The sequence below is a fragment of the Allobosea sp. LjRoot90 genome (genome assembly GCF_964254315.1).
GTDB lineage: Bacteria > Pseudomonadota > Alphaproteobacteria > Rhizobiales > Beijerinckiaceae > Allobosea.
On the sequence record NZ_CAXUTF020000001.1, the window covers coordinates 565410 to 587789 of the forward strand.

A 22380-nucleotide genomic window follows, 5' to 3' on the forward strand; every position below is an offset into this window, starting at 1 on the left:
CGGATCGACGCCCTGTTGCAGGGAGCCTGAAATGCCGACACGTCGCGCTTTCATCGCAGGCACGGCTGCCGCCTTTGCGGTCAGCAAACCCAATATCGGCCGTGGCGCCGACAAGAACGTAATCAAGTTCGTGCCACAGGGCGATCTTGCCGTGGTCGACCCGATCTGGACGACGGCGACCGTCACCCGCAACCATGCCTTCCTCGCCTATGACACGTTGTTCGGCCAGGACGAGAGCTACAAGGCCCAGCCGCAAATGGCCGAGGGCGCGCTTGCCGAGGCCGACGGCAAGACGTGGACGATCAAGCTGCGCGAGGGTCTGACATTTCATGACGGCACGCCGGTGCTGGCGAAGGATTGCGTCGCCAGCCTGAACCGCTGGGGCAAGCGCGATTCCTTCGGCCAGACGCTGATGGCGCAGACCGACGAGCTCGCCGCGGTCGACGACAAGACCCTGCGTTTCCGACTGAAGAAGTCGTTCCCGCTGTTGCCGGATGCGCTTGCCAAGATGACGGCTTCGGTGCCGGTGATCATGCCGGAGCGCCTGGCCAGGACCGAGGCGACGACGCAGGTCACCGAAGTGATCGGCAGCGGGCCGTTCCGCTTCATCGCGAGCGAGCGTCAGTCCGGAAGCCGGGCGGTCTACGAGAAGTTCGCCGGTTACGTGCCGCGGAGCGACGGCAGGCCCGGCCGTACCGCCGGACCGAAGATCGTCCATGTCGAACGGATCGAGTGGCACACCCTGCCGGACCCCGCGACGGCAGCGGCGGCGCTGCAGAGCGGCGAGATCGACTGGGTCGAGCAGCCCTTGCCGGATATCCTGCCGCTGCTGGCGAAGGATCCCAGGCTCGAGGTCGCGATCAAGGAGACGACCGGCTCGATCGCGATCATGCGGATGAACCATCTGCATCCGCCCTTCGACAATCCGGCGATCCGCCGCGCCGTGCTGATGGCGATCGACCAGGCCGAGTTCATGGAGGCGGTCGGCGGTCCCGACAAGGAGCTGTGGCGCACCGGCGTCGGCCTGTTCCCGCCCGGCACGCCGATGGCGAACGATGCCGGCATGGAGGTGCTGAACGGCCCGCGCGACATCGCCAAGGTCAAGCAGGCATTGGCGGCGGCCGGCTACAAGGGCGAGAAGGTTGTCCTGCTCGGCGTTACCGATCTCGCCAATCTCAAGGCCGAATGCGAGGTCGGCGCCGAGATGCTGAAGCGCATCGGCATGAACGTCGACTACCAGGTGATGGACTGGGGCGCGGTGGTGACGCGGCGCGCCAACAAGGAGCCGCCCGGCAATGGCGGCTGGAATTGCTTCTTCACCGGCTGGAACGGCATCGACATCCTTGATCCGGTCGGCCACATCTCGCTACGCGGCAATGGCACCGCGGCCTGGCCGGGCTGGCCGGTGGCGCCGAAGATCGAGGCGCTGCGCGAGGCTTGGATGGAGGCCACCGATCTTTCGGCCAAGCAAAAGATCGCGGCCGAGCTGCAGAAGCAGGCCTTCGAGGATGTGCCATACGCGCCGCTCGGCCAATATTTCCAGCCGACGGCGTTCAGCCGCAAGCTCACGGGTGTGCTGCCGAGCTTTCCGACCTTCTGGAACGTCAAGCGCGTCTAGCGATTGCGGCCCTCGCGAGGAGGGCGCCGAGCAGCAGGCAGCCCGCCCGCAGCCAGGCCGCCAGGGCCTGGCGGCCGAGTTCCGGCATGGGCTGGGCCGCCGGAGGCGGCAGGCCGAGCGAACGCAGGAGCTGGTCGGCGAGGAGAGCGAGCACGAGGACTGCGGTGAAGCCAGCGAGCGCCGCCATGAGGCTGCGCAGCCAATACAGGGCCGGCAGTATGGCAATGGCGGGGGCGGCGGGCGGGCGCATCGTCTGGTCCTCGGCGGGTTTGCTTCGAGGACGGACGGGGGGCGGTGCTGCCGACAGGCGGGTGAAACTTTTTTTGAGGCGCCGGGCCTGCAGGGCAGCTAGGCGCCTTTCGACATGGACAAAGCCGGCGAATTGGCCAATGTCCTGTTATCGCCACGCTTTCCTGCGAAAACCCTTCCCATCATGACCATTCACGATCCTGCCGTCCCCGCGCTCTCCGTCTGGGTAGCGCTGGAGAGCCCCACTCATCATGTCCCCGGCGTCAACGGCATGATGGACCTTGTCGCCAGGGAGGTCGAAGGCCTGCCGATCGCCGTCGAGCGCATTCCCGGCCGCGACGGGCTCGGCGACAACCTGATCCTGCGCGCCGGCGTTCGTAACGGCGAGAAGGCGATCGCATTGATGTCGCATCTCGACACGGTCCACCCGGTCGGGACCAGCGCCAAGGACCTGCCGGTGCGGGTCGAGGGCGACCGGCTCTACGGTCCCGGCGTCTATGACATGAAGGGCGGTGCCTGGCTGGCGTTGCAGGCTTTCAAGGATGCGGCCAAGGCCGGCACGGTGCAGCGGCCGTTGGTGTTCCTGTTCACGCCTGACGAGGAGATCGGCTCGCCGACCTCGCGGGCGTTGATCGAGGATATCGGCCGCGAAGCGATGGCGGTGCTGGTGACCGAGCCGGCGCGCGAGGGCGGCAAGATCGTCACGGCGCGCAAGGGCGTCGGCCGCTTCGAGGTCAAGCTTGAGGGCCGGCCGGCGCATTCCGGCTCGCGCCATGCCGATGGCCGCAACGCCATCCGCGAGGCGGCGCACCAGATCCTCGCGATCGAGGGCATGACCGACTATTCGCGCGGCATCACCACGACCGTCGCGCTGGTCGGCGGCGGCACGGCGGCGAACGTCATCCCGCAGCACGCCTGGTTCAGCGTCGACTGCCGCGTCACCTCGGTGGTCGATGGCAAAGTCATGGAAGAGCGCATCCTTGGCCTGAAGCCCCATGATCCGGACGTGAAGCTCACCATCACCGGCGGCATGAACCGGCCGCCTTACGAGAAATCGCCGGAGGTCGCGGCGCTCTACGAGCAGGCGCGGGCGGTGGCGGCCGGGCTCGGCCTCGACCTGCAGGACTGCCCGATGACCGGCGGAGGCTCGGACGGCAACTTCACCGCGGCGCTCGGCATCCCGACGCTGGATGGGCTCGGCATCGACGGCGACGGCGCCCATACCTTGCAGGAATACGCGCTGATCTCCTCGGTCGCGCCGCGTCGTGCGCTGATCAAGGGGCTGCTCGAGACGCTGTGATGAAGGCTTCCTTCTCCCCTCGGGGGAGAAGGTGGCAGCGCGAAGCGCTGACGGATGAGGGAAGGACAGCCGTAACCTATCCTTGTCTCGCCCGGTCGCACTGCCCTCATCCGTCTGCTGCGCAGACACCTTCTCCCCCGAGGGGAGAAGGAAGGCCCCTTCCGTTAGCCGGACAAATCCGCTCTGATCCCCTCAAGGCCGTATGACGGCCGGAGCGGGAGGAGTGCGGCATGAAGGCTTGGATCGCGGGAGTTCTCGGTGTCGTTGGCGTGATGGTGACGGGAATGGCGCAGGCGCAGGATCTGATCGTCGAGAAGAAGGTCTTCGACCTGCCGAGTTACACCACGCAAAGCGGGCGGACGCTGAAGAACGTCAAGGTCGGCTGGGAGAGCTACGGCACGCTCAACGCCGACAAGTCCAACGCGATCCTGATCTGCCATTTCTTCTCGGCCAACTCGCACGCTGCCGGCAAATACGCGGCTGCGGACGCGGCACCGGGCTATTGGGACGCGATCATCGGCCCCGGCAAGGCGATCGACACCAACAAGTATTTCGTCCTCTCCTCCGACACGCTGGTGAACCTCAACGCCGGCGACCCGAAGACCACCACCACCGGCCCGGCCTCGATCGACCCAGACACCAACAAGCCCTATGCGCTCGATTTCCCGGTCGTGACGGTCGGCGATTTTGTCAATGTCCAGAAAGCGTTGGTCGAGAGTCTTGGAATCAAGAAGCTCGTCATGGTCGCCGGCCCGTCGATGGGCGCGCTGCAGACCTATGAATGGGCGGCGAGTTATCCCGACATGGTCGGCAAGGCGATGGCGGTGATCGGTGCGGCGGAGGCGGACGCCCAGCTCATCGCCTGGCTCGACGTCTGGGCGGCGCCGATCCTGCTCGACCCGAACTGGAACAAGGGCGACTATTACGGCAAGACGCCGCCCAATGCCGGCCTCGCCAAGGCCTTCACAGTGCTGACGCTGCAGGCCAATCATAGCGACTGGGCCAACGCCACCTTCGGCCGTCGTCCGGCCAAGGAGGGCGAGGATCCCGCCAAGGCGCTCGGCAACAAGTTCCAGGTCCAGAGCATCCTCGACAATGCCGGCGAGGCCCGTGCCAAGGTCTCGGACGCCAACCATTTCCTCTACCTGGTCAAGGCCAACCAGCTCTACGCCGCCGGTGGCAAATCGCTTGCCGATGCGATGAGCCGGATCAAGGCGCCGCTACTGATCGTCAATCAGCCCAAGGACCTGGTCTTTCCGGACGAGATGATCCAGCGCACCGTCGCCGAGGCGAAGAAGGCCGGCCGCGACGTGACCCACGTCGCCATCCAGGGCACACGCGGCCATCTCGACGGGGTGATCTCGATGAAGCAGGCCGAAGGGGCGGTGAAGGCGTTTTTGGAGAAGTAGCCGCCGACCGAGCTATCCCGCAAAGCGCTCGCGATAGGCCTGCGGGCTCGCCCCGAGCCGGCGCAGGAAGGCGCGGCGCAGGGTCTCCTCGGAACCGAAGCCGCAGCGGCGACCGGTCTGCGCGACGGAGAGGCCCTGTTCGAGCAACCGGCGCGCAGTCTCGATCCGGAGCTCTTCGACGGCGCGGGCCGGCGTGCGGCCGGTCGCCTGGCGATAATGCCGGGCGAAGCTGCGCAGGCTCATATTGGCTGCGCCGGCGAGCCGCTCCAGCGAGAGGTCGCCGCTCAGGTTCTCGACGATCCAGCCATGCAGGCGGTCGAAGCGCTCGTCCTTTTCCTGCAGCGTCAGTGCGGCGCTGAACTGGGCCTGCCCGCCGGGACGCTTCAGGAAGACGACGAGTTGGCGGGCGATGGCGAGCGCCGGCTCGCGGCCAAGATCGGCCTCGACCAGCGCCAAAGCGAGGTCGATCCCGGCGGTGACGCCGGCCGAGGTCCAGACAGCGCCATCGCGGATATAGATCGGATCGGGCTCCAGCCGCACGGAAGGGAACATCGCCGCGAATTCGGCGCAGCGACCCCAATGCGTCACGGCGCGTTTGCCGTCGAGCAATCCGGCCGCCGCGAGCAGGAAGGCGCCGCTGCAGACCGAGGCGACGCGCTCCGCTGCTCCAGCGCGCTGCCGGACCCAGGCGACCAGCGCCGCATCGCGACAGGCGGCGTTGACGCCGTAGCCGCCGGCGACGACCAGCGTGTGCAGCGGTGCGGTCGGCTCGGGGAGCGAGGCTGCGCCGAGTTCGAGTTTCGAGCTGGTGACGACACGGCCCTCAGTGGCAACGACAGCGGTCTCATAGGGCAGGGGCCGGCCGGCGAGGTGCGCGAGGTCGTTGGCGGTGGCGAAGACCTGCAAGGGCCCGGCAACGTCGAGCAATTGCCCGCCGGGGAAGGTCAGGATCTCGATGCGGCGCTGGTTTGGCATGAAGCGAGGGATGCTTGGCAGTTCGGCCAGAGCTTTGCGCGCTAGGCTGCGTCAGTCAATCAGGAGTTCGCACCATGCCCCTCAGCTTCGGCATCCTCGTCTTCCCGCAGGCCCAGCAACTCGATCTGACTGGCCCCTATGAGGTCTTCGCCTCGGCCCGGGATGCAGAGGTTCATCTCATCTGGAAGGATACCGCGCCGCTCAAGGCCGCGACCGGGCTTGTGCTGACGCCGACCACGACCTTTGCGGACTGCCCGCCGCTCGACGTGCTCTGTGTGCCGGGCGGTGCCGGGGTCAACGCCTTGCTGCAGGACGAGGTCGTTCTGGCTTTCCTGCGCGAGCGGGCGGGGCAGGTGCGCTATCTGACCTCGGTCTGCACGGGATCGCTGGTGCTCGGCATGGCCGGGTTGCTCAAGGGCAAGCGCGCGACCAGCCATTGGAATGCGCATGATTTCCTGGCCCGGTTCGGTGCAATCCCGACGCAGGGCCGCGTCGTGCGCGACGGCAATCTGATCACCGCAGGCGGCGTTACCTCAGGCATCGATTTCGGGCTGACGGTGATCGCCGAACTGCTTGGCGAGGAGGAGGCGCAACTGATCCAGCTCTCGCTCGAATATGCGCCTGAGCCGCCGTTCAAGGCCGGTACGCCGCAGGAGGCGCCGGCGGCCATCCTGGCTGCGGCACGGCAGCGTCTTGCCGGCTCGCGTGCGGCGCGCGAAAAGCTGCTGGCGGCGCTCTAGAGCCGGATGATTTCAGATGGAATCGCTTTGCGGTTCCATCTGAAATCTGAATCCGTCTCTCATCAAAGAGTTAGAGCAGGATTCTTGCGAAAACCGGTTTCCACTTTTTCGCATCCTGCTCTAGCCGCGTGAGGCGGAGATCGCGAGCATGGCCGACGAGCGCAGCATTCTCCTCTTCTCCTATGGCACGCTGCAGCAGGAGAACGTCCAGCTCTCGTCCTTCGGCCGCCTCCTCGGCGGCCATGAAGACGCCATGCCGGGTTTCTCCCAGACCATGCTGGAGATCACCGATCCGGAGGTGATCCGCACCAGCGGCAAGCGTTTCCATCCGGTGGTGGCGCCGAGCGATAATCCGGCCGACAGCGTCCCCGGCAAGGTGTTCTCCATCAGCGCCGAGGAGCTCGCGGCAGCCGATCGCTACGAGGTCGCCGACTACAAGCGCATCAGTGTCCGGCTGGCCTCCGGCAAGGAGGCTTTCGTCTATGTGAAGGCCTAGCCCGCTGCGGCGGTTCGGCTGATGGACAGGGGCCCGGCACCTCGCTATCGACGATGCCGGAGAGCCTGTCCTTGAGCGCAGCCAAGTCCATCAGAGCAAGATCCTGGGTCGCGATCGTCGCGGCCTATGTGCTCGTGCTGCAGGGGCTGTTCGGCGCGGTCGTGTCGGGACAGAACCTTGCGCCGGCGCTGCTCGATCGCGCCGCGCATCTGACGCTCTGCGCGCCGGGCGCCGAAAGCGTTCCGCTCCCGGGCGAGGAACCTGCGCCACATCTGCCGGCCTGCTGCCTGCTCGGCTGCGCCTGGATCGGCGCCGCCTACGCTCCTCCGACCCGCGCCGCGGTTATCGAAGCGGTCGTGCCGCGCGCTACGCTCGTCTGGTTCGACGACCTGGCTGAGTCACGGCTGCCGGGACAGGAGCGGCTCGCTGCTCGCCCCAGAGGACCTCCTCTCCAGACCTGACGCCACAGCGGCTCCGGCCGCATTCGTCGCAACGACCGGACCTTTGCCGGGCGAGAGCTCGCCGGCAGGTGACCGGCAGGTCTATCGAGGAAACCAGCAATGACCGCCCATGCGGATGTCCAAGCGCGTGCCGGGGCCGGCCGCGCCTTCGCATTATCGTCTGAATTCAAGGCCTTCATCGCGAGGCTGCATTTCTATGCCGGGCTGTTCGTCGGCCCGTTCATCCTGGTCGCGGCGCTGACCGGCACGCTCTATGTGCTGACGCCGCAGATCGAGAACCTCATCTATCGCCAGCAACTGGCCGCGACGACGGCAGGCGAACCGGCTTCGCTCGCCGCTCAGGTCGAGGTCGCACGCAAGCATATCGGCGAGGGGCCACGCTTCTTCGCCATCCGTCCCGCTCCGAGACCGGGCGAGACGACGCGCGTGATGTTCGCGCAGCCTGGTCTCGGCGATTCCGAGAGCCGGGCGATCTTCATCGATCCGGTCTCGCTGGCGGTGAAGGGCGATCTCACGGTCTACGGAACCAGTGGAATCCTGCCGTTCCGGACGACGCTCGACTATCTGCACCGCAATCTGCTGCTTGGCGAGTTCGGGCGCCATTACAGCGAGCTGGCAGCATCGTGGCTCTGGGCGGTGGTGCTCGGCGGCGTGCTGATGTGGTTCTGGCGGCGCAACCCGCGGGCCGCCGAGCGGGCGCGGGCGAACCCCGCACTGCGCGACCGGCGCTGGCACGGTCTGATCGGGCTGACGCTCTCGCTCGGCCTCGTCTTCCTGTCTATCACCGGGCTGACCTGGTCGAAATACGCCGGCGACCGGATCGACGCCTTGCGGGCCAATCTCGGCTGGGTCACGCCCTCGGTCTCGCTCAAGCTCGGCGCGGCGCCCCCGGCCGACGAGCATGCTCATCATGGTGGCGGTGGGCAGGGCGCTGGCATGGCCGCGCCCGGCAGCATCGGACAACTCGACGCAGCGCTCGCCGCGGCCAAGGTGGCTGGCATCGATTCCCCGCATGTCGAGATGCGACCGCCGCGTGGCGAGGGTCAGGCCTGGCTGGTGCGAGTATATGACCGGAGCTGGCCGACGCAGGTCGACACTGTCGCGCTCGATCCGCGCGATCTCTCGGTGGTCAGCCGGGCCGATTTCGAGACCTTCCCGCTGATCGCCAAGCTGATCCGCTGGGGCATCGACGCCCACATGGGCATCCTGTTCGGCTGGCCGAACCAGCTCTTGATGGCGGGGCTCGGCATCGCACTGATGGTGACGACCCTGCTCGGCTACCGGATCTGGTGGCGCCAGCGGCCGGCGCCGGGCTCATTGCCGCGCACGCTCGTCCAGGCATGGCTGAGGCTCGGCTGGCCGGGCAGGACGGCGGCGGTTCTCGTTGCCGCGGGATTGGGCTGGGCGCTGCCGCTGGCCGGCATCAGCGCCTCGCCCTTTTCGTGCTGATCGATATCGCCCGCTGGCGGCTGGTGCGAACTGTCTGAATCGAAACTCGATCCGGGGCGGCTCAGCCGCTCCGGATCACGGCGCGAATGCCGTCGATGACGAACTGCACGGCCAGTGCGGCGAGGATGACGCCGAGCAGGCGGGTCAGCACGACATTGCCGGTGACGCCGAGCAGGCGCGCGATCGGCACGGCCAGGAAGAAGACGGCGAGGCAGGACAGGATCACGAGGCCGCAGATCACGGCGAGCGAGGACAGCATGGCGATGTTGCCGTCGGCGCGGCCGGCGAGCAGCATCATCGCGGTCAGCGCGCCGGGGCCGGCCATCAGCGGGATCGCCAGCGGGAAGGCGGCGACGTTGCGGATATGATCCTGGGTGATCGCGGTGTCGGCGGTCTGCTGCTTGCGCTCGTTGCGGCGCTCGAACACCATCTCGAACGAGATCCAGAACAACAGCAGCCCGCCGGCGATGCGGAAGGCCGGCAGCGAGACGCCGAGCGCCTTCAGCACGACGTCGCCGGCAAGACCGAAGAAGGCCATGATGCAGAAGGCGATGATGCAGGCGCGGACCGCGACCTGCCGCCGCTCGCTCTCCGACATACCGCGCGTCAGCGACAGGAAGATCGGCGCCAGCCCCGGAGGATCGAGCGTGACTAGCAGGGTGACGAGGGCGGAGGAGAGATATTCGGCGAACATGTCTCTCCCCGAGCTTATTGCTCTGCTCTTGCGGGCCCTCACCATTTCAGCGGAGCGCCTGATTCCATCGTAGTGCCCAATACTCGTCGATGGAAACCCGGGCTTGCGCTGCTTGTTCGGTTTGTCCAGCTCGATTGTAGCGACGATCACGCCGAGGCTTGCCTCTCTTGCGGTCGGTTGCGTTACGCGTCCGGATTGGCGAGCATCCGACATGCGCGGCTGCCAGCCGCCAGCCGCCAAGCCGGAGCATCGAGATGGACTACGCCTTGTCCCGCCGCCAGCTGGCCGCAGCCTTTGCTGCGGCTCCGCTGATCGCCATTGCCGGTCGGGGGCAGGCGCAGGCCTATCCCGGCAAGCCGATCCGCTTCATCGTGCCCTATGTCGCCGGCGGCACCACCGATCTGGTCGCCCGCCTCGTCGGCGACAAGGTTGGCGCGCGCCTCGGTCAGCCGGTCGTGATCGAGAGCCGGCCGGGCGCCGGCGGCAATATCGGCATGGATGCGGTCGCGAAAGCGGCGCCGGACGGCTACACGATAGGCTTCGGCGCGATCTCGACGAACGCGCTCAATCCGCACATCTACAAGAGCGTCCCGTTCGACCCGCGCAAGGATTTCACCGCGATCAGCCTGCTCGGCACCTCGACGATCGTGCTCGAGGTCGGGCCGAAGCTGCCGGTGAAAACCGTCGCCGAGTTCATCGCCCGGGCCAAGGCCGAGCCGGGGTTGCAGTACGGCACCGCCGGGAACGGAACCTCGATGCATCTCGCTGCGGTGCTGTTCGGGCAGATGACCGGCACGCAACTGACCCATGTCGCCTATCGCGGCAGCGCGCCCGGCATCAACGATCTCCTCGGCGGGCATCTCGGCGCGATGTTCGACAATCTTCCGGCCTCGCTGCCGCATATCCAGGCCGGCAAGCTCACCGCCTTGGCGGTCGCGAGCGCGACGCGCTCGCAGGCGCTGCCGGATGTCCCGACGATCGCGGAGGCTGGCTTGCCCGGCTATGCGGTCGAGCCCTGGTTCGGCGTCTATGGACCAAGCGGCCTGCCGCAGGCCGTCGCCGAGGTTCTCAACGCGGCTTTCGTCGAGGCGCTCGGCGCGCCGGAGGTCAAGGACAAGCTGCTGCAGGCCGGCTTCAATCCGAAGGCATCGAGCCCGGCCGAACTCACGGCGCTGACGGCATCCGAGTACGAGAAGTTCGGCAAGATTGCGCGCGAGGCCAAGATCACGATCGAATAGCCTGGCGGTACCGTGCTCTGCCAAGCATGGCGAGGCTGCGGATGGGGCTTGAAAGCGAGGCAGACCAGATGAGCACCGTCGATGTGCAGGCCGAAGCCGAAACATCGGCGATCATCGAGTTTGAGAGGAGCAAGGCCGACTGGATACTCGTGGCCTATTTCGTCCTTGGTGTGATCGCTATCGGGTATTTTCTGTCGCGTGGCGGGTTGGTGGTGGGTCTCTTCGGCTGCCTGCTTTTCAGGGCGGCCTACGGCAGGGCGATCACGATCCCGGAGCGAAAAGTCGATCTGGCGTTCGATCACGAGGGGCTGTCGGTCCCGACGGTCTTCGAGCAGAAGCTGCCCTGGGGTGCGATCACCGGCTTTGCGCTCGAACACGGACATGAGGGCGGGCTGGAGCTCTACGTCGAGGTCATCGAGCCCAAGTCGTACGGACCGAGGTCAAGGCTATCGTTGACTGCGTGGCCGGTCTTTTCGCGCGGCTTTCGTCTCGCTCTCGACTCGATTGCTTGTAGCGACGTGGGAGTCGAAGCTGCCTTTCGGCGCTTCGCTCCCCATGCCCGGAAGGTCTAGTTTCGATTGAGTTCGGTCATTTGGGCGCATCGCCATCGGCGAAACATGGCGAGAATGCGGAAGGGGCGCGAAAGCGAATCAGAAACGCCCCGTAACCCGCTGTAGAGAAACGGTTTTATTTTCTCTGAATAGAGTCGCGTTTTGCTGGCTTCGCGCGCCGGAATCGGCTAGCCAGAACGTTGAAAAACCAGCGGTAAACGGGACTTTTTCCCTTGAGCGACGACACAGACGACAAGCGCCCCGACGAGCCGCATTTCGGCGGCGACATCAAGCCGATCGCCATCACCGACGAGATGAAGAAGAGCTATCTCGATTACGCGATGAGCGTGATCGTGAGCCGCGCTCTTCCCGATGTCCGCGACGGCCTCAAGCCCGTGCACCGGCGCATCCTGTTCTCGATGCACGAGAACAAGAACACGCCAGAGCGGTCCTATACGAAATGCGCCCGCATCGTCGGCGACACGATGGGTAAATACCATCCGCACGGCAATCTGGCGGTCTATGACGCGCTGGTGCGCATGGCGCAGGACTTTTCGCTGCGCCTGCCGTTGATCGACGGCCAGGGCAATTTCGGTTCGATGGACGGCGATTCTCCGGCGGCCGATCGCTATACCGAGGCGCGTCTCGACAAGGCGGCAATGAGTCTGCTCGAGGACCTCGACCTCGACACCGTCAATTTCCAACCGAACTATGATGGCAAGGAGCACGAGCCGACGGTCCTGCCGGCGCGGTTCCCGAACCTCTTGGTCAATGGCGCCGGCGGCATCGCGGTCGGCATGGCGACCAACATCCCGCCGCATAATCTCGGCGAGGTCATCGACGCCTGTATTGCGCTGATCGACAATCCCGAGATCACGATCGACGAGCTGATCGAGTTCGTGCCCGGCCCCGATTTCCCGACCGGCGCCTCGATCATGGGCCGCAGCGGTATTCATTCGGCCTATCACACCGGGCGCGGCTCGATCGTGATGCGCTCGAAGACCCATATCGAGGAGCTGCGCAAGGAGCGCGAGGCGATCATCGTCACCGAGGTGCCCTACCAGGTGAACAAGGCCTCGATGGTCGAGAAGATCGCCGATCTCGTCCGCGAGAAGCGGATAGAGGGCATCTCCGACCTGCGCGACGAATCGAACCGCGAGGGCGTGCGCGTCGTCATCGAGATCAAGCGCGACGCCGTCGCCGATGTCGTGCTGAACCAGCTCTATCGCTTCACCCCGCTGCAGACCTCCTTCGGCGCCAATATGGTGGCGCTGACCGGCGGTCGGCCCGAGGTCCTTAATCTCAAGGACTTCATCTCCGCCTTCGTCGAGTTCCGCGAAGAGGTTGTTTCGCGGCGCACGCGCTTTCTGCTCAACAAGGCGCGCGAGCGCGCCCATGTGCTGTGCGGCCTCGCTACCGCCGTCGCCAATATCGACGAGGTCATCCGCCTGATCCGCACGGCGCCGACACCGGCTGCCGCACACGAATCGCTGATGGCTCGCGACTGGCCGGCCGAGGACATCGCGCCGCTGATCGCGCTGGTCGACGATCCGCGCCATCCGATCAATGCCGACGGCACCTACCGCCTCTCCGACGCGCAAGCCAAGGCGATCCTCGAGCTGCGCCTCGCACGCCTGACCGCTCTCGGTCGCGACGAGATCGGCGACGAGCTGGAAAAGCTCGCCAAGGAGATCGCCAATTATCTCGACATCCTGCGGTCGCGGGTGCGCATCCAGGAGATCATCAAGACCGAGCTTTCCGAGGTGAAGGCCGCCTTCGCCACGCCGCGCCGTACCGTGATCCAGGACTGGGGTTCTGATCTCGACGACGAGGACCTGATCGCCCGCGAGGACATGGTCGTCACCGTCAGCCATGCCGGCTACATCAAGCGCGTGCCGCTCTCGACTTATCGGGCGCAAAAGCGCGGCGGCAAGGGCCGCTCCGGCATGTCGACGCGCGAGGAGGATTTCGTCACCCGCCTCTTCGTCGCCGATACGCATACGCCGATCATCTTCTTCTCCTCGCTGGGGCAGGCCTACAAGGAGAAGGTCTGGCGGCTGCCGCTCTCGGCGCCGAACGCGCGCGGCAAGTTCCTCAACAACATGCTGCCGCTGGACAAGGACGAGCGCATCACCACGGTGATGCCGCTGCCGGAGGACGAGGAGAGCTGGGGCCGGCTCGACGTGATGTTCGCGACCAGAACCGGCAATGTCCGGCGCAACAAGCTCTCCGACTTCGTCCAAGTCAACCGCAACGGCAAGATCGCGATGAAGCTCGACGAGGGCGATTCCATCGTCGACGTGCAGATCTGCTCCGAGCATGACGACGTGCTGCTGACCACGGCCGAGGGCCAGAGCATCCGCTTCGCCGTGCCGGAAGTGCGCGTCTTCAAGGGCCGCGACTCGACCGGCGTGCGCGGCATCAACCTGGCTGATGGCGACGAGGTGATCTCGCTCGCGATCCTGCACCATCTCGACGCTACGGCCGATGAGCGGGCTGCTTACCTGAAGCTCGCCTCGGCGGCGCGGCGCGCCGTGACCGGCGATGGCGAGGAGACGGCCGCGCCGGTCGCGGATGCGGAAGAGGCTGCGGGCGACATCGAGCTCGGCCAGGACAAGTATGCCGAGATGGGCGCGTCCGAGCAGTTCATCCTGACCGTGTCGGAGAAGGGCTACGGCAAGCGCAGCTCGTCCTTCGAGTACCGGGTCACGGGGCGCGGCGGCAAGGGCATCACCGCCATGGTCGTCAACGAGCGCAACGGCAAGCTGATCGCCTCCTTCCCGGTGACCGAGACCGACCAGATCATGCTGGTCACCGATGGCGGCCAGGTCATCCGCATGCCGGTGGAGGGTCCCAAGCCGATCCGTATCGCCGGGCGCTCGACGCAGGGCGTCACCGTGTTCGACACGGCCGAGGGCGAGAAGGTCGTCTCGGTCGAGCGGATCGGCGAGGAAGCCGACGAGGGCGGTGAGAACGGCGAGGTCGAGAACAGCGGGGGCGAGAACGGTGGGGGCGAGGAGCCGGCTGGGGAGGCGTGAGCCGACTCCGGCGGGGCCCGCCGTGAAGTGACGTCATGCTCGGGCTTGACCCGAGCATCTCAGGCAGGATGAGGCGTCAATCAGCGCCTTCGTGTCCGGAGATTCTCGGGTCTGCGCTTCGCTTCGCCCGAGAATGACGCCGAGTCCAATCAGCGCAGTAGCGGCATCGCCGGCCCGAGCGTCCGTAAGGCCGCGTCGATCTCGGGGGTGAAGGCGGCGCCGAAGAAGGGGCCGCGGACCTCGAACGGCACGCGCGCCGAGGTCGTGGTCGAGCTCAAGGCGCCATTGAGATCGAGCCAGCGCCGGCTGAGATCGGCAGTGCCGTTCAGGACGACGCCGTAGCCGGAGCCGGCGAGCTGGGTATCGGTGAGGTAGACCACGCCGAGATTGGCGAGCGCGGAAAGCTGCAGGGTTTCGAAGGCGCTCTTGCCCTGGCGCCAGTCGCGGGCGGAGGCCGGAGGCTTCTCGGCCTTACGCAGCAAATCGGGGAAGGCGATGCCGCGGAACTCGCCCTGCCGGATCGTCAGATTGGCCCGGCCGGTCAGCGAACTCACGACCTGGTCCAGGCTGCTTCCGACGCCGTCGAAGGCGAGCTGCCCAGTGGCCGTGCCGCTGAGGCGGGCGAGTTCCGGCAGGTCGTCCGCCACCAGCGCCAGGTTCACCTTGTCCAGCCCGAGCTGCAGCTTGACGTCCGAGCCGGCTGCAACCGGTGTGGCGAGGATGCGGGCGCGGGCCGAGCCGCCATAGGCGGCGGTGCGCAGCAGCGAGGCTTCGAACCGGCCCTTGCGGATCAGCAGTTGCGCCGCCAGATCGCGGAAGCGGGCAGGGCCGACCTTGGCGGAATCAAGCGACAGGCGCAGGTCGATGTCGTTGGTCGTCCAGCCGTCGAACTCCAGTGGCGTATTGCCGGCATCGCCGCCTCCGGGGGGCGCTAGCAGCCCAGCCTGCTGGAGCAGGCGGCCGAGATCGAACTCGGCTCCGGCAAGCGTCCCGGAGAGCGCCCAGTTCGGCATCGAGCCGTCGAGCTTGAGCGCGCCTTCGAGCTGGTCGCCATCAACAGTAGCGACGACCGAGTCGAGCGAGGCGCTATCCTGATTGAGCTGGGCCTGCGCGGTCAGCTCGACCTGGCGAACCAGCGAGGCGATACGCGGGCGCGGGCCGATCCAGGCCAGGGCGTCCGGGAGCGATTTCGTGCTGAACTCGATCTGGCCATTGGTGACGCCCTGCGCGGCCGAGCGCGTGCCGTTGAACCGCAGGCTCATCAAGCGCGAGCCGAGCGAGAAGGCAGTGCGCGCCCGCTCACCCGCCACCGGCCAGAGCAGGTCAACCTTGGTGGCTTCGCCACGCCAGGTGAACGAGCCGGTGAGGGTGACCGGTGCCTGGGCAGAGCGCTCGTCGATCATCACATTGACGTCGCGCAGCGTGGTCAGGACCGTCTCCCCAGCACGGACCATGACGCTACCGGAGGTCAGGACGAGCCGGGTCTGGCTCTCGAGGCGGGTGAGATAACCCAGCGCGCGGTTCTGCCACTCGGCATAGCTGCCGCCGGTGTCCGCGACAGCGAGATGGAGCTCCGGGGCGACGAGGTCGATGCGGTCGAAATCGAGCTGGCCGCCGATCAGCGACAGCAGCCGGGCGCGGGCGCGCAGGCGCGCCGCCTTGCCGGACAGCACGCCCTGCGGATCGATGAAGCTCACATCCGACAGGCTGATCCGGGGCAGAGGCAGAAAGGCGATCTCGGCGCGGCGCAGCGCCGTCACCTTGAGGCCGGTCCGGGCCTCGATGCCGGCGACGACGGAACGCTCGACATGCGACAACGCAAGATTCCACGGCCGCAGCCCGAGGACGAGCAGCAGCGCAGCGGCGGCGAGGCCGAGGAAGAGAGTGCGTCGTGACATGGCCTGGCGTTTGGCCTTCATCGGCCCGACGGCGGAGGGGTCGTCGTCAGGCAACCTGATATCGCGGCCGAATCGGCTTGAGGCGGCCGATATATGTCGCGCGGCAAGGGTTTAGCCCCCCGATTTACGAATGTCGAGTTCAGCACCCCAGGAGAAGGTCGCAAAGCCGGGGAAACAATTCAATTCTCCCGCGAATCCGGCAAATGCTCGCCGGCGCGGGCGAGCCTGAGCGCCGGATAGATGCCGATCGCAACGATCAGCAAGGCTGCCAATGCACCGTCCTCGAACACGCCGCGAGCGGCATGTCCGTAAACCAGCGTGGCCAGAGTGTCGAAGTTCAGTGGCCGCAGCAGCAGCGTCGCCGGCAGCTCCTTCATGCAGTCGACGAAGACGAGCAGGGCGGCGGCGGCGATGGCGGGGCGCATGAGTGGCCAATGCAGCCGGTGCAGGAGCTCGTGCCTGTTCGCGCCGAGTGAGCGGGCCGCGTCGTCGATGCGCGGCGAGATGCGGGCATAGCCGCTTTCGACGCCGTTCACCGCGATGGTCAGGAAGCGTACCAGATAGGCGATCACGAGCGCAGCGCCGGAACCGAGCAGCAGCAGGCCGGGGCTCGCGCCAAAAACTGCCCGGCTCGCATCGGCGACGAGGTTGTCGAAGGCTGCGAGCGGCACCAGCAATCCGAGCGCCAGCACCGTCCCGGGCAATGCGTAGCCGAGCGAGGCGATGCGGGCGAGGGCCGGCAGGGCGCGCTCGCGCCCGAGCCGCAGCGCCGCCGCGATGCCGAGCCCGATGGCGACGATCAGCGCGGCCGAGAGCGCCGAGATCGCGACGGTGTTGGCGAGCGCCCGCCAGAGCGCCGCATCGGCCTGGGCGAAGAGGTCGCGGCGCCACAACTCGCCGAGCAGATAGGAGAATGGCAGCACCGCGCCGAACAGTGCCGGCAGGAAGCAGGCGACTGCCGCCACCCAGGCGCGGGTACCCGTAAGCCGGATGCGGCCGACCGGTCGCGGCCGTTTCACCGGCAGGGTGAAGCGCCGCGCCCCGCGCGTGCGCGCCTCGGCGACCATCAGCCCGACGACGACGAGCAGCATCACGCAGGCGATCTGGGTGGCGCCCGCCAGCGAGCCGCGATTGATCCAGGTGGTGTAGACCGAGATGGTCAGCGAGCGGACGCCGAGATATTCGCTGGCGCCGATGTCGTTCAGCGTCTCGAGCAGAGCGAGCGTCAGCCCGGCGGCGAGGGCGGGACGGGCCATCGGCAGGCCGATGCGCCAGAACAGCGGCCAGCGCCTGGTCCCGAGCGTGCGGGCGGATTCGATCAGCGCGGCGCTCTGCATGGCAAAGAGCGCGCGCACGCTGAGATAGACATAAGGGTAGAGCACGAGCCCGAGGATCAGGATCGCGCCCGGCAGGTTGCGCGGATCGGGGAACCAGTAGTCGCGCAGCGAGCGCCAACCGGTGAGTGCCCTGAGCGCGCTCTGGAACGGTCCCTGGAAGCCGAGGATTTCGACGTAGACGTAAGCCGTGATGTAGGTCGGTAGCGCGAGCGGCAGCACGAGCAGCCATTCGAGGCTACGGCGGCCGGGAAACTCGTATTGCGTCACCAGCCAGGCCGCGCCGGTTCCGACGGCCCCGCAGAACAGCGCGATGCCGGCGAGCAGCAGGGCCGTGTTCCAGAGCGCGACCGGCAAGACGTTGGCGGTCAGGTGCGGCCAGACCGTCAGCGCCTCGCGCGACAATGCAGTGAAAGCGAGCGCCAATACCGGCAGCGCGACAAGAGCGGCCGCAGCCGCCGCGACATAGAGCAGACGCGTCGACGGCCGCCAGCTGGTTGCTGGCGACCGTTCTGCAGGTGTCGCGGATGCGTTTAGGTTCAATTGTCGAAGCCGACCTTGTCGACGAGCTCGGACGCGGCCTTGCGGTTCTTGGCGATGTCACCGAGCGGGGTGGTGTCGGGCGTCAGCGCGCCGAGCAGCTTCACGGCTTCGGCTTCCTTGACGTCGGGGTTGACCGGATACTCGAAGTTGCCATCGGCATAGAGGTGCTGTGCCTTCTCGCCAAGCATGTACTCGATCAGCTTGACGGCGCTGTCCTTGTTCGGTGCGTTCTTGGCGATCGCGGCGGCCGAAACGTTCACATGGGTGCCGCCGCCGGCGAAGGTGGTCTTCAGCGGCTTGATCGCCTCATACCAGCCCTTCTGCTCGTTCGTCGCCTTGCTCATCAGCCCGATATAGTAGGTGTTGATGAGGGCGATATCGCACTGGCCCGAGAGGATGTCACGGGCGACGTCGCGGTCGCCGCCGCCGGGCTTGCGGGCGGTGTTGGCCTTGATCGCCTTCAGGAAGGTCTCTGTCTTCTCGGCGCCGTTGCGGGCGAGATAGGCGGCGAAGAAGGCGTTGTTGTAGGGGTGCTGGCCGGCGCGGATGCAGAACTTGCCCTTCCACTTGGGATCGGCGAGCTCGTCATAGGTGATCGCGTCCTGCTTCACCCGGTCCTTCGAGACGACCACGATCCGGGCGCGCTGGGTCAGCGTGACCCAGTTGTTGCCAGCGCCGCGCAAAGCCGCGGGAACAGTCTTGTCGACGAGCGCCGACTGCACCGGCTGGGTGATGCCGGCGTCGGCCGCGGCCTGGATCTCGCCGACATCGACGACGAGCATCACGTCGGCCGGGCTGTTGGCGCCCTCGGCCTGGATGCGCTGCTGCAGGCCATCCTTGAGGAAGACCGCGTTGACCTTGATGCCGGTGTCCTTGGTGAAGGCCTCGATGACTGGATTGAGCAGGGCCGGCTCGCGCGTCGTGTAGAGGTTGACGCTCTGCGCTAGGGCAGGGGCGGCCAGCAGGCAGGAGGCCAAAGCTGTCGCGGCAAGCGCGGTCTTGATGGTCATGTTTCGCTCCTTCAGGCTGGGGCTGTTAAATCGGCCATGTAAGGCGGAGCGGTAGAGCGACAAACCGAGGTGGTCAAGAAATTTCCCTTTTATTTCAACGTGTTATATAAATTCTAAACTGCACTTTGATTGTACAAATTCTAATCTGATGAGTTCGGGCTCCGCCTTCCGACACAGGGCGACACCCGTCGTACGATTCAAAAATCGTAAGACTCCAATGACTTGAGAGTGGTGCGCTTGCCGCCCCAGGGCGACTGGCGCGACCCGATGTATCGCCAGGATCAGCTCATTCCATCCGAAGGCTTTTTCCCGCGCCTCGCCGGTACCGGGATTGTGAACCGCTGGGCTCTCTCGGGGCGTCGGGGTTGCAGTTGAGATACCGCATGTCCCGCCGCGATCCCTAAAATTCGTGACATTTCTACAACATCGGCAGCTATTGCAGTGCTGACCCAGCGCGCGGCCATGATTGCCGCGAAGCCGCCACAAAGCGGCCCCAGCGCTGAATTTCGATAACTATCTGAGATACGGAAGAATTAAGCCCCGTCGGGCAGGGTGCGGAGCAGAAAAATGCTTCGCATGCCGCCTCGGGGCAGATGATTGCACCGGCGGGCAACAGCGTGGCACATCTGGCGCCCGCCAGGTGGGGTGGCGGGACAGAGTTTGCATGAACGCGCGCGTTTTCGATAAGTCGAAGTTGCCCAGCCGGCATGTCAGTGTCGGGCCGGCCCGTGCGCCGCATCGATCTTATTATTACGCGATGGGCATGACCGCGAAGCAGATCGCGCAGCCCTTCGTCGGCGTCGCCTCCTGCTGGAACGAGGCCGCGCCCTGCAATATCTCGCTGATGCGCCAGGCCCAGGCCGTGAAGAAGGGCGTCGCCTCGGCCAGTGGCACGCCCCGCGAGTTCTGCACGATCACGGTGACCGACGGCATCGCCATGGGCCACCAGGGCATGAAGTCGTCGCTGGCTTCGCGTGAAGTGATCGCCGACTCGGTCGAGCTCACCATGCGCGGCCATTGCTATGATGCGCTGGTCGGCCTCGCTGGCTGCGACAAGTCCTTGCCCGGCATGATGATGGCAATGGTGCGCCTCAACGTGCCGTCGATCTTCATCTATGGCGGCTCGATCCTGCCCGGCACCTTCAAGGGCAAGCCGGTCACGGTCCAGGACGTGTTCGAGGCGGTCGGCAAGCATTCGGTCGGCGCCATGTCGGACGAGGACCTGAAGGAGCTCGAGGAGGCGGCCTGCCCGTCCGCGGGCTCCTGCGGCGCCCAGTTCACCGCCAACACCATGGCGACGGTGGCCGAGGCGATCGGGCTGGCGCTGCCCTATAGCTGCGGCGCGCCGGCGCCCTACGATGTCCGCGACGCCTTCTGCTACACCGCTGGCGAGATGGTGATGGAGCTGATCGCCCGGAACATCCGGCCGCGCGACATCGTCACCCGCAAGGCGCTGGAGAACGCCGCCATGGTCGTCGCCGCTTCCGGCGGCTCGACCAATGGCGCGCTGCACCTGCCGGCGATCGCGCATGAATGCGGCATCGACTTCGACCTGTTCGCCGTCGCCGAGATCTTCAAGAAGACGCCCTATATCGCCGATCTGAAGCCGGGCGGGAAATACGTCGCCAAGGACATGTTCGAGGTCGGCGGCATCCCGCTGCTGATGAAGACCCTGCTCGACCACGGCTTCCTGCACGGCGACTGCATGACGGTCACCGGCCGTACCATCGCCGAGAACCTCGCCTCGGTGAAATGGAACGACGAGCAGGACGTGATCCGTCCGGCGAACAAGCCGCTCTCCGACAATGGCGGCGTCGTCGGCCTCGTCGGCAATCTGGCGCCGGAGGGCGCGATCGTGAAGATCGCCGGGATGACGTCCGAGCAGCTCGTCTTCACCGGGCCGGCGCGCTGCTTCGATTGCGAGGAAGACGCCTTCGCCTGCGTCAGCAAACGCGAATACGAGGTCGGCGACGTGCTGGTCATCCGCTATGAGGGGCCGAAGGGCGGCCCCGGCATGCGCGAGATGCTGTCGACCACGGCGGCACTCTATGGCCAGGGCATGGGCGACAAGGTGGCGCTGATCACCGATGGCCGCTTCTCGGGCGCGACGCGCGGCTTCTGCGTCGGTCATGTCGGCCCCGAGGCTGCCGTTGGTGGGCCGATCGGCCTGCTTCGCGACGGTGACATCATCGAGCTCGACGCGATCACAGGAAAGCTCGCAGTCCGCCTTTCTGATGCCGAACTTGAGGAGCGTCGTAAGGCCTGGACGCCGCGCAAGACGGATTACACGTCGGGCGCACTCTGGAAATACGCGCAGACGGTCGGTTCCGCCAAGGGCGGCGCCGTCACCCATCCGGGAGGCGCAGCCGAGATACAGTGCTATGCGGATATCTGACGCCATCATTGCCGGAGCGTTGCTCGCTCTAGGCTGCCAGCAGGCAGCTTGGGCGCAGGACGCTTCCGCCGGGCGCATGCTAGTGCCGCCGCGCCCGATTCCGGGCATCGCCCTGCCGGAGCCGGAGTCGCAGGATCTCGCCGTGCCCGTGCCGCTCGCTCCCGGCCGTGGCGCGATCGCACCGGCTCCGAGCGGTCCTGCTGCGCATACCGCACTGCCGCTCGCCCCGTTCAGCAGCGCCCGCGACGCGCTGAAGGCCTGGATGCGCGATTCGACTGCCGGCGATCAGGCCGGCGCGGTCAAGGCGCTCGAATATGCTGCCGCCCAGGGGCACCTGGCGGCGCAGTTCAAGCTCGGCCGGGTCTATGCCAGCGGCGATGGCGTACCCACCAACGATCTCAAGGCCTTCGAGTATTTCTCGAAGATAGCGGACGAGAATGCCGACGAGATGCCCGGCACCTCTGACGGCCGCATCGTCTCGGCGGCCTTCGTCGCGCTCGGCGGCTACTTCCTGGACGGGATCAAGGGCACCTATGTGAAGCCCAATCCCGATCGCGCCTTCGACATGTTCCATTACGCCGCCTCCTATTTCGGCGACCCGGACGGCCAGTACAATCTCGCCCGGCTCTATCTCAACGGCACCGGCGTCTCGCGCGATCCGCGCCAGGCGGCGCGCTGGATGAAGCTCGCGGCCGAGAAGGGCCATGCCCCGGCGCGCGCCGTCTTCGGCGACATGCTGCTGCGTGGCGGCGATGGCGTGCCACGGCACCCGATCATCGGGCTGATGTGGCTGGCGCTGGCCCGCGAAGGCGCCGACGCCACGCGTGAGACCTGGATCGTCGAGCGCTACGACGCCGCCTTTGCCAGTGCGAGCGCAAACGATCGGACGGCGGCACTCGCGCTGGTCGAGCGCCAGCACGGCCGCGCCGAGCGGCGCTAGATCATCGCGCGTCCGAATGGACGCGATCACGATGATCTATCA

18 protein-coding genes are annotated in these 22380 nt (G+C 66.6%); 12 read left to right on the top strand and 6 right to left on the bottom strand.

All coding sequences use genetic code 11. From position 1 onward, the window contains the following. Positions 1 to 31: 31 nt before the first annotated feature. The gene (locus tag ACSQ3M_RS02810) at positions 32 to 1618 is read left to right on the top strand and encodes an ABC transporter substrate-binding protein (protein ID WP_436148540.1); all 1587 of its coding nucleotides are present in this window, start codon (positions 32 to 34) and stop codon (positions 1616 to 1618) included. On the opposite strand, the gene ACSQ3M_RS02815 is transcribed toward ACSQ3M_RS02810, so the two are convergent. Then, positions 1605 to 1805 (bottom strand): hypothetical protein, encoded by a 201-nt coding sequence (locus ACSQ3M_RS02815; protein ID WP_436148541.1) that lies wholly within the window; start codon positions 1803 to 1805, stop codon positions 1605 to 1607. The genes ACSQ3M_RS02810 and ACSQ3M_RS02815 overlap by 14 nt on opposite strands. A 246-nt stretch (positions 1806 to 2051) precedes the next feature. Here ACSQ3M_RS02815 and ACSQ3M_RS02820 point away from each other — a divergent pair, with 246 nt between their 5' ends. Further along, positions 2052 to 3167, top strand: a complete 1116-nt coding sequence (locus ACSQ3M_RS02820; protein WP_436148542.1) for a M20 family metallopeptidase — start codon at positions 2052 to 2054, stop codon at positions 3165 to 3167. 230 nt (positions 3168 to 3397) lie between these two features. Next, a complete protein-coding gene (locus ACSQ3M_RS02825; RefSeq protein ID WP_436148543.1) occupies positions 3398 to 4576 on the top strand; it encodes an E22 family MetX-like putative esterase in 1179 nt (392 codons plus the stop codon). A 12-nt stretch (positions 4577 to 4588) separates the two neighbouring features. Here the strand turns inward: ACSQ3M_RS02825 and ACSQ3M_RS02830 are convergent, their stop codons facing one another. After that, on the bottom strand, positions 4589 to 5551 hold the full coding sequence (locus ACSQ3M_RS02830; protein WP_436148544.1) for a GlxA family transcriptional regulator: 963 nt from the start codon (positions 5549 to 5551) through the stop codon (positions 4589 to 4591). 74 nt (positions 5552 to 5625) lie between these two features. On the opposite strand from ACSQ3M_RS02830, the gene ACSQ3M_RS02835 reads away from it, so the two are divergent. The 4 genes from ACSQ3M_RS02835 to ACSQ3M_RS02850 all read left to right on the top strand — a co-directional run bounded on the left by ACSQ3M_RS02835 (position 5626) and on the right by ACSQ3M_RS02850 (position 8697). Next, on the top strand, positions 5626 to 6291 hold the full coding sequence (locus tag ACSQ3M_RS02835; protein ID WP_436148545.1) for a DJ-1/PfpI family protein: 666 nt from the start codon (positions 5626 to 5628) through the stop codon (positions 6289 to 6291). Between the two features lie 148 nt (positions 6292 to 6439). Continuing rightward, the gene (locus ACSQ3M_RS02840; RefSeq protein WP_436148546.1) at positions 6440 to 6787 is read left to right on the top strand and encodes a gamma-glutamylcyclotransferase; all 348 of its coding nucleotides are present in this window, start codon (positions 6440 to 6442) and stop codon (positions 6785 to 6787) included. Positions 6788 to 6858: 71 nt separating this feature from the next. Beyond that, complete coding sequence (locus tag ACSQ3M_RS02845) at positions 6859 to 7248, top strand: hypothetical protein (RefSeq protein WP_436148547.1); 390 nt, start codon at positions 6859 to 6861, stop codon at positions 7246 to 7248. Between the two features lie 99 nt (positions 7249 to 7347). Further along, positions 7348 to 8697, top strand: a complete 1350-nt coding sequence (locus tag ACSQ3M_RS02850; protein WP_436148548.1) for a PepSY-associated TM helix domain-containing protein — start codon at positions 7348 to 7350, stop codon at positions 8695 to 8697. A gap of 61 nt (positions 8698 to 8758) precedes the next feature. On the opposite strand, the gene ACSQ3M_RS02855 is transcribed toward ACSQ3M_RS02850, so the two are convergent. Next, positions 8759 to 9391: a MarC family protein gene (locus ACSQ3M_RS02855; protein WP_436148549.1), complete on the bottom strand. Its 633-nt coding sequence runs from the start codon at positions 9389 to 9391 to the stop codon at positions 8759 to 8761. A 254-nt stretch (positions 9392 to 9645) separates the two neighbouring features. Between ACSQ3M_RS02855 and ACSQ3M_RS02860 the strand changes: the two genes are divergently transcribed. The 3 genes from ACSQ3M_RS02860 (at position 9646) to gyrA (ending at position 14218) form a co-directional block, all read left to right on the top strand. After that, positions 9646 to 10629, top strand: a complete 984-nt coding sequence (locus ACSQ3M_RS02860; RefSeq protein WP_436148550.1) for a Bug family tripartite tricarboxylate transporter substrate binding protein — start codon at positions 9646 to 9648, stop codon at positions 10627 to 10629. A gap of 68 nt (positions 10630 to 10697) precedes the next feature. Next, positions 10698 to 11201, top strand: a complete 504-nt coding sequence (locus tag ACSQ3M_RS02865; RefSeq protein ID WP_436148551.1) for a hypothetical protein — start codon at positions 10698 to 10700, stop codon at positions 11199 to 11201. Between the two features lie 293 nt (positions 11202 to 11494). Next, positions 11495 to 14218: a DNA gyrase subunit A gene (gene gyrA / locus ACSQ3M_RS02870; RefSeq protein ID WP_436149280.1), complete on the top strand. Its 2724-nt coding sequence runs from the start codon at positions 11495 to 11497 to the stop codon at positions 14216 to 14218. A 149-nt stretch (positions 14219 to 14367) separates the two neighbouring features. Here gyrA and ACSQ3M_RS02875 read toward each other — a convergent pair whose 3' ends face one another. From ACSQ3M_RS02875 to ACSQ3M_RS02885, 3 genes are all read right to left on the bottom strand, one after another. Further along, positions 14368 to 16116: an AsmA family protein gene (locus ACSQ3M_RS02875; protein ID WP_436148552.1), complete on the bottom strand. Its 1749-nt coding sequence runs from the start codon at positions 16114 to 16116 to the stop codon at positions 14368 to 14370. A 179-nt stretch (positions 16117 to 16295) separates the two neighbouring features. Next, positions 16296 to 17993, bottom strand: coding sequence for an ABC transporter permease (locus ACSQ3M_RS02880; protein WP_436148553.1), 1698 nt, complete (start codon positions 17991 to 17993; stop codon positions 16296 to 16298). Further along, positions 17990 to 19003 (bottom strand): extracellular solute-binding protein, encoded by a 1014-nt coding sequence (locus ACSQ3M_RS02885; protein WP_436148554.1) that lies wholly within the window; start codon positions 19001 to 19003, stop codon positions 17990 to 17992. Before ACSQ3M_RS02885 ends, ACSQ3M_RS02880 begins: the two co-directional genes overlap by 4 nt. 664 nt (positions 19004 to 19667) lie before the next feature. Here ACSQ3M_RS02885 and ilvD point away from each other — a divergent pair. Further along, the gene (ilvD, locus tag ACSQ3M_RS02890) at positions 19668 to 21398 is read left to right on the top strand and encodes a dihydroxy-acid dehydratase (protein ID WP_436148555.1); all 1731 of its coding nucleotides are present in this window, start codon (positions 19668 to 19670) and stop codon (positions 21396 to 21398) included. 76 nt (positions 21399 to 21474) lie between these two features. After that, positions 21475 to 22338 carry a tetratricopeptide repeat protein gene (locus ACSQ3M_RS02895; RefSeq protein ID WP_436148556.1) on the top strand — a complete coding sequence of 288 codons (864 nt, stop codon included), beginning with the start codon at positions 21475 to 21477 and terminating at the stop codon, positions 22336 to 22338. Positions 22339 to 22380 lie beyond the last annotated feature (42 nt).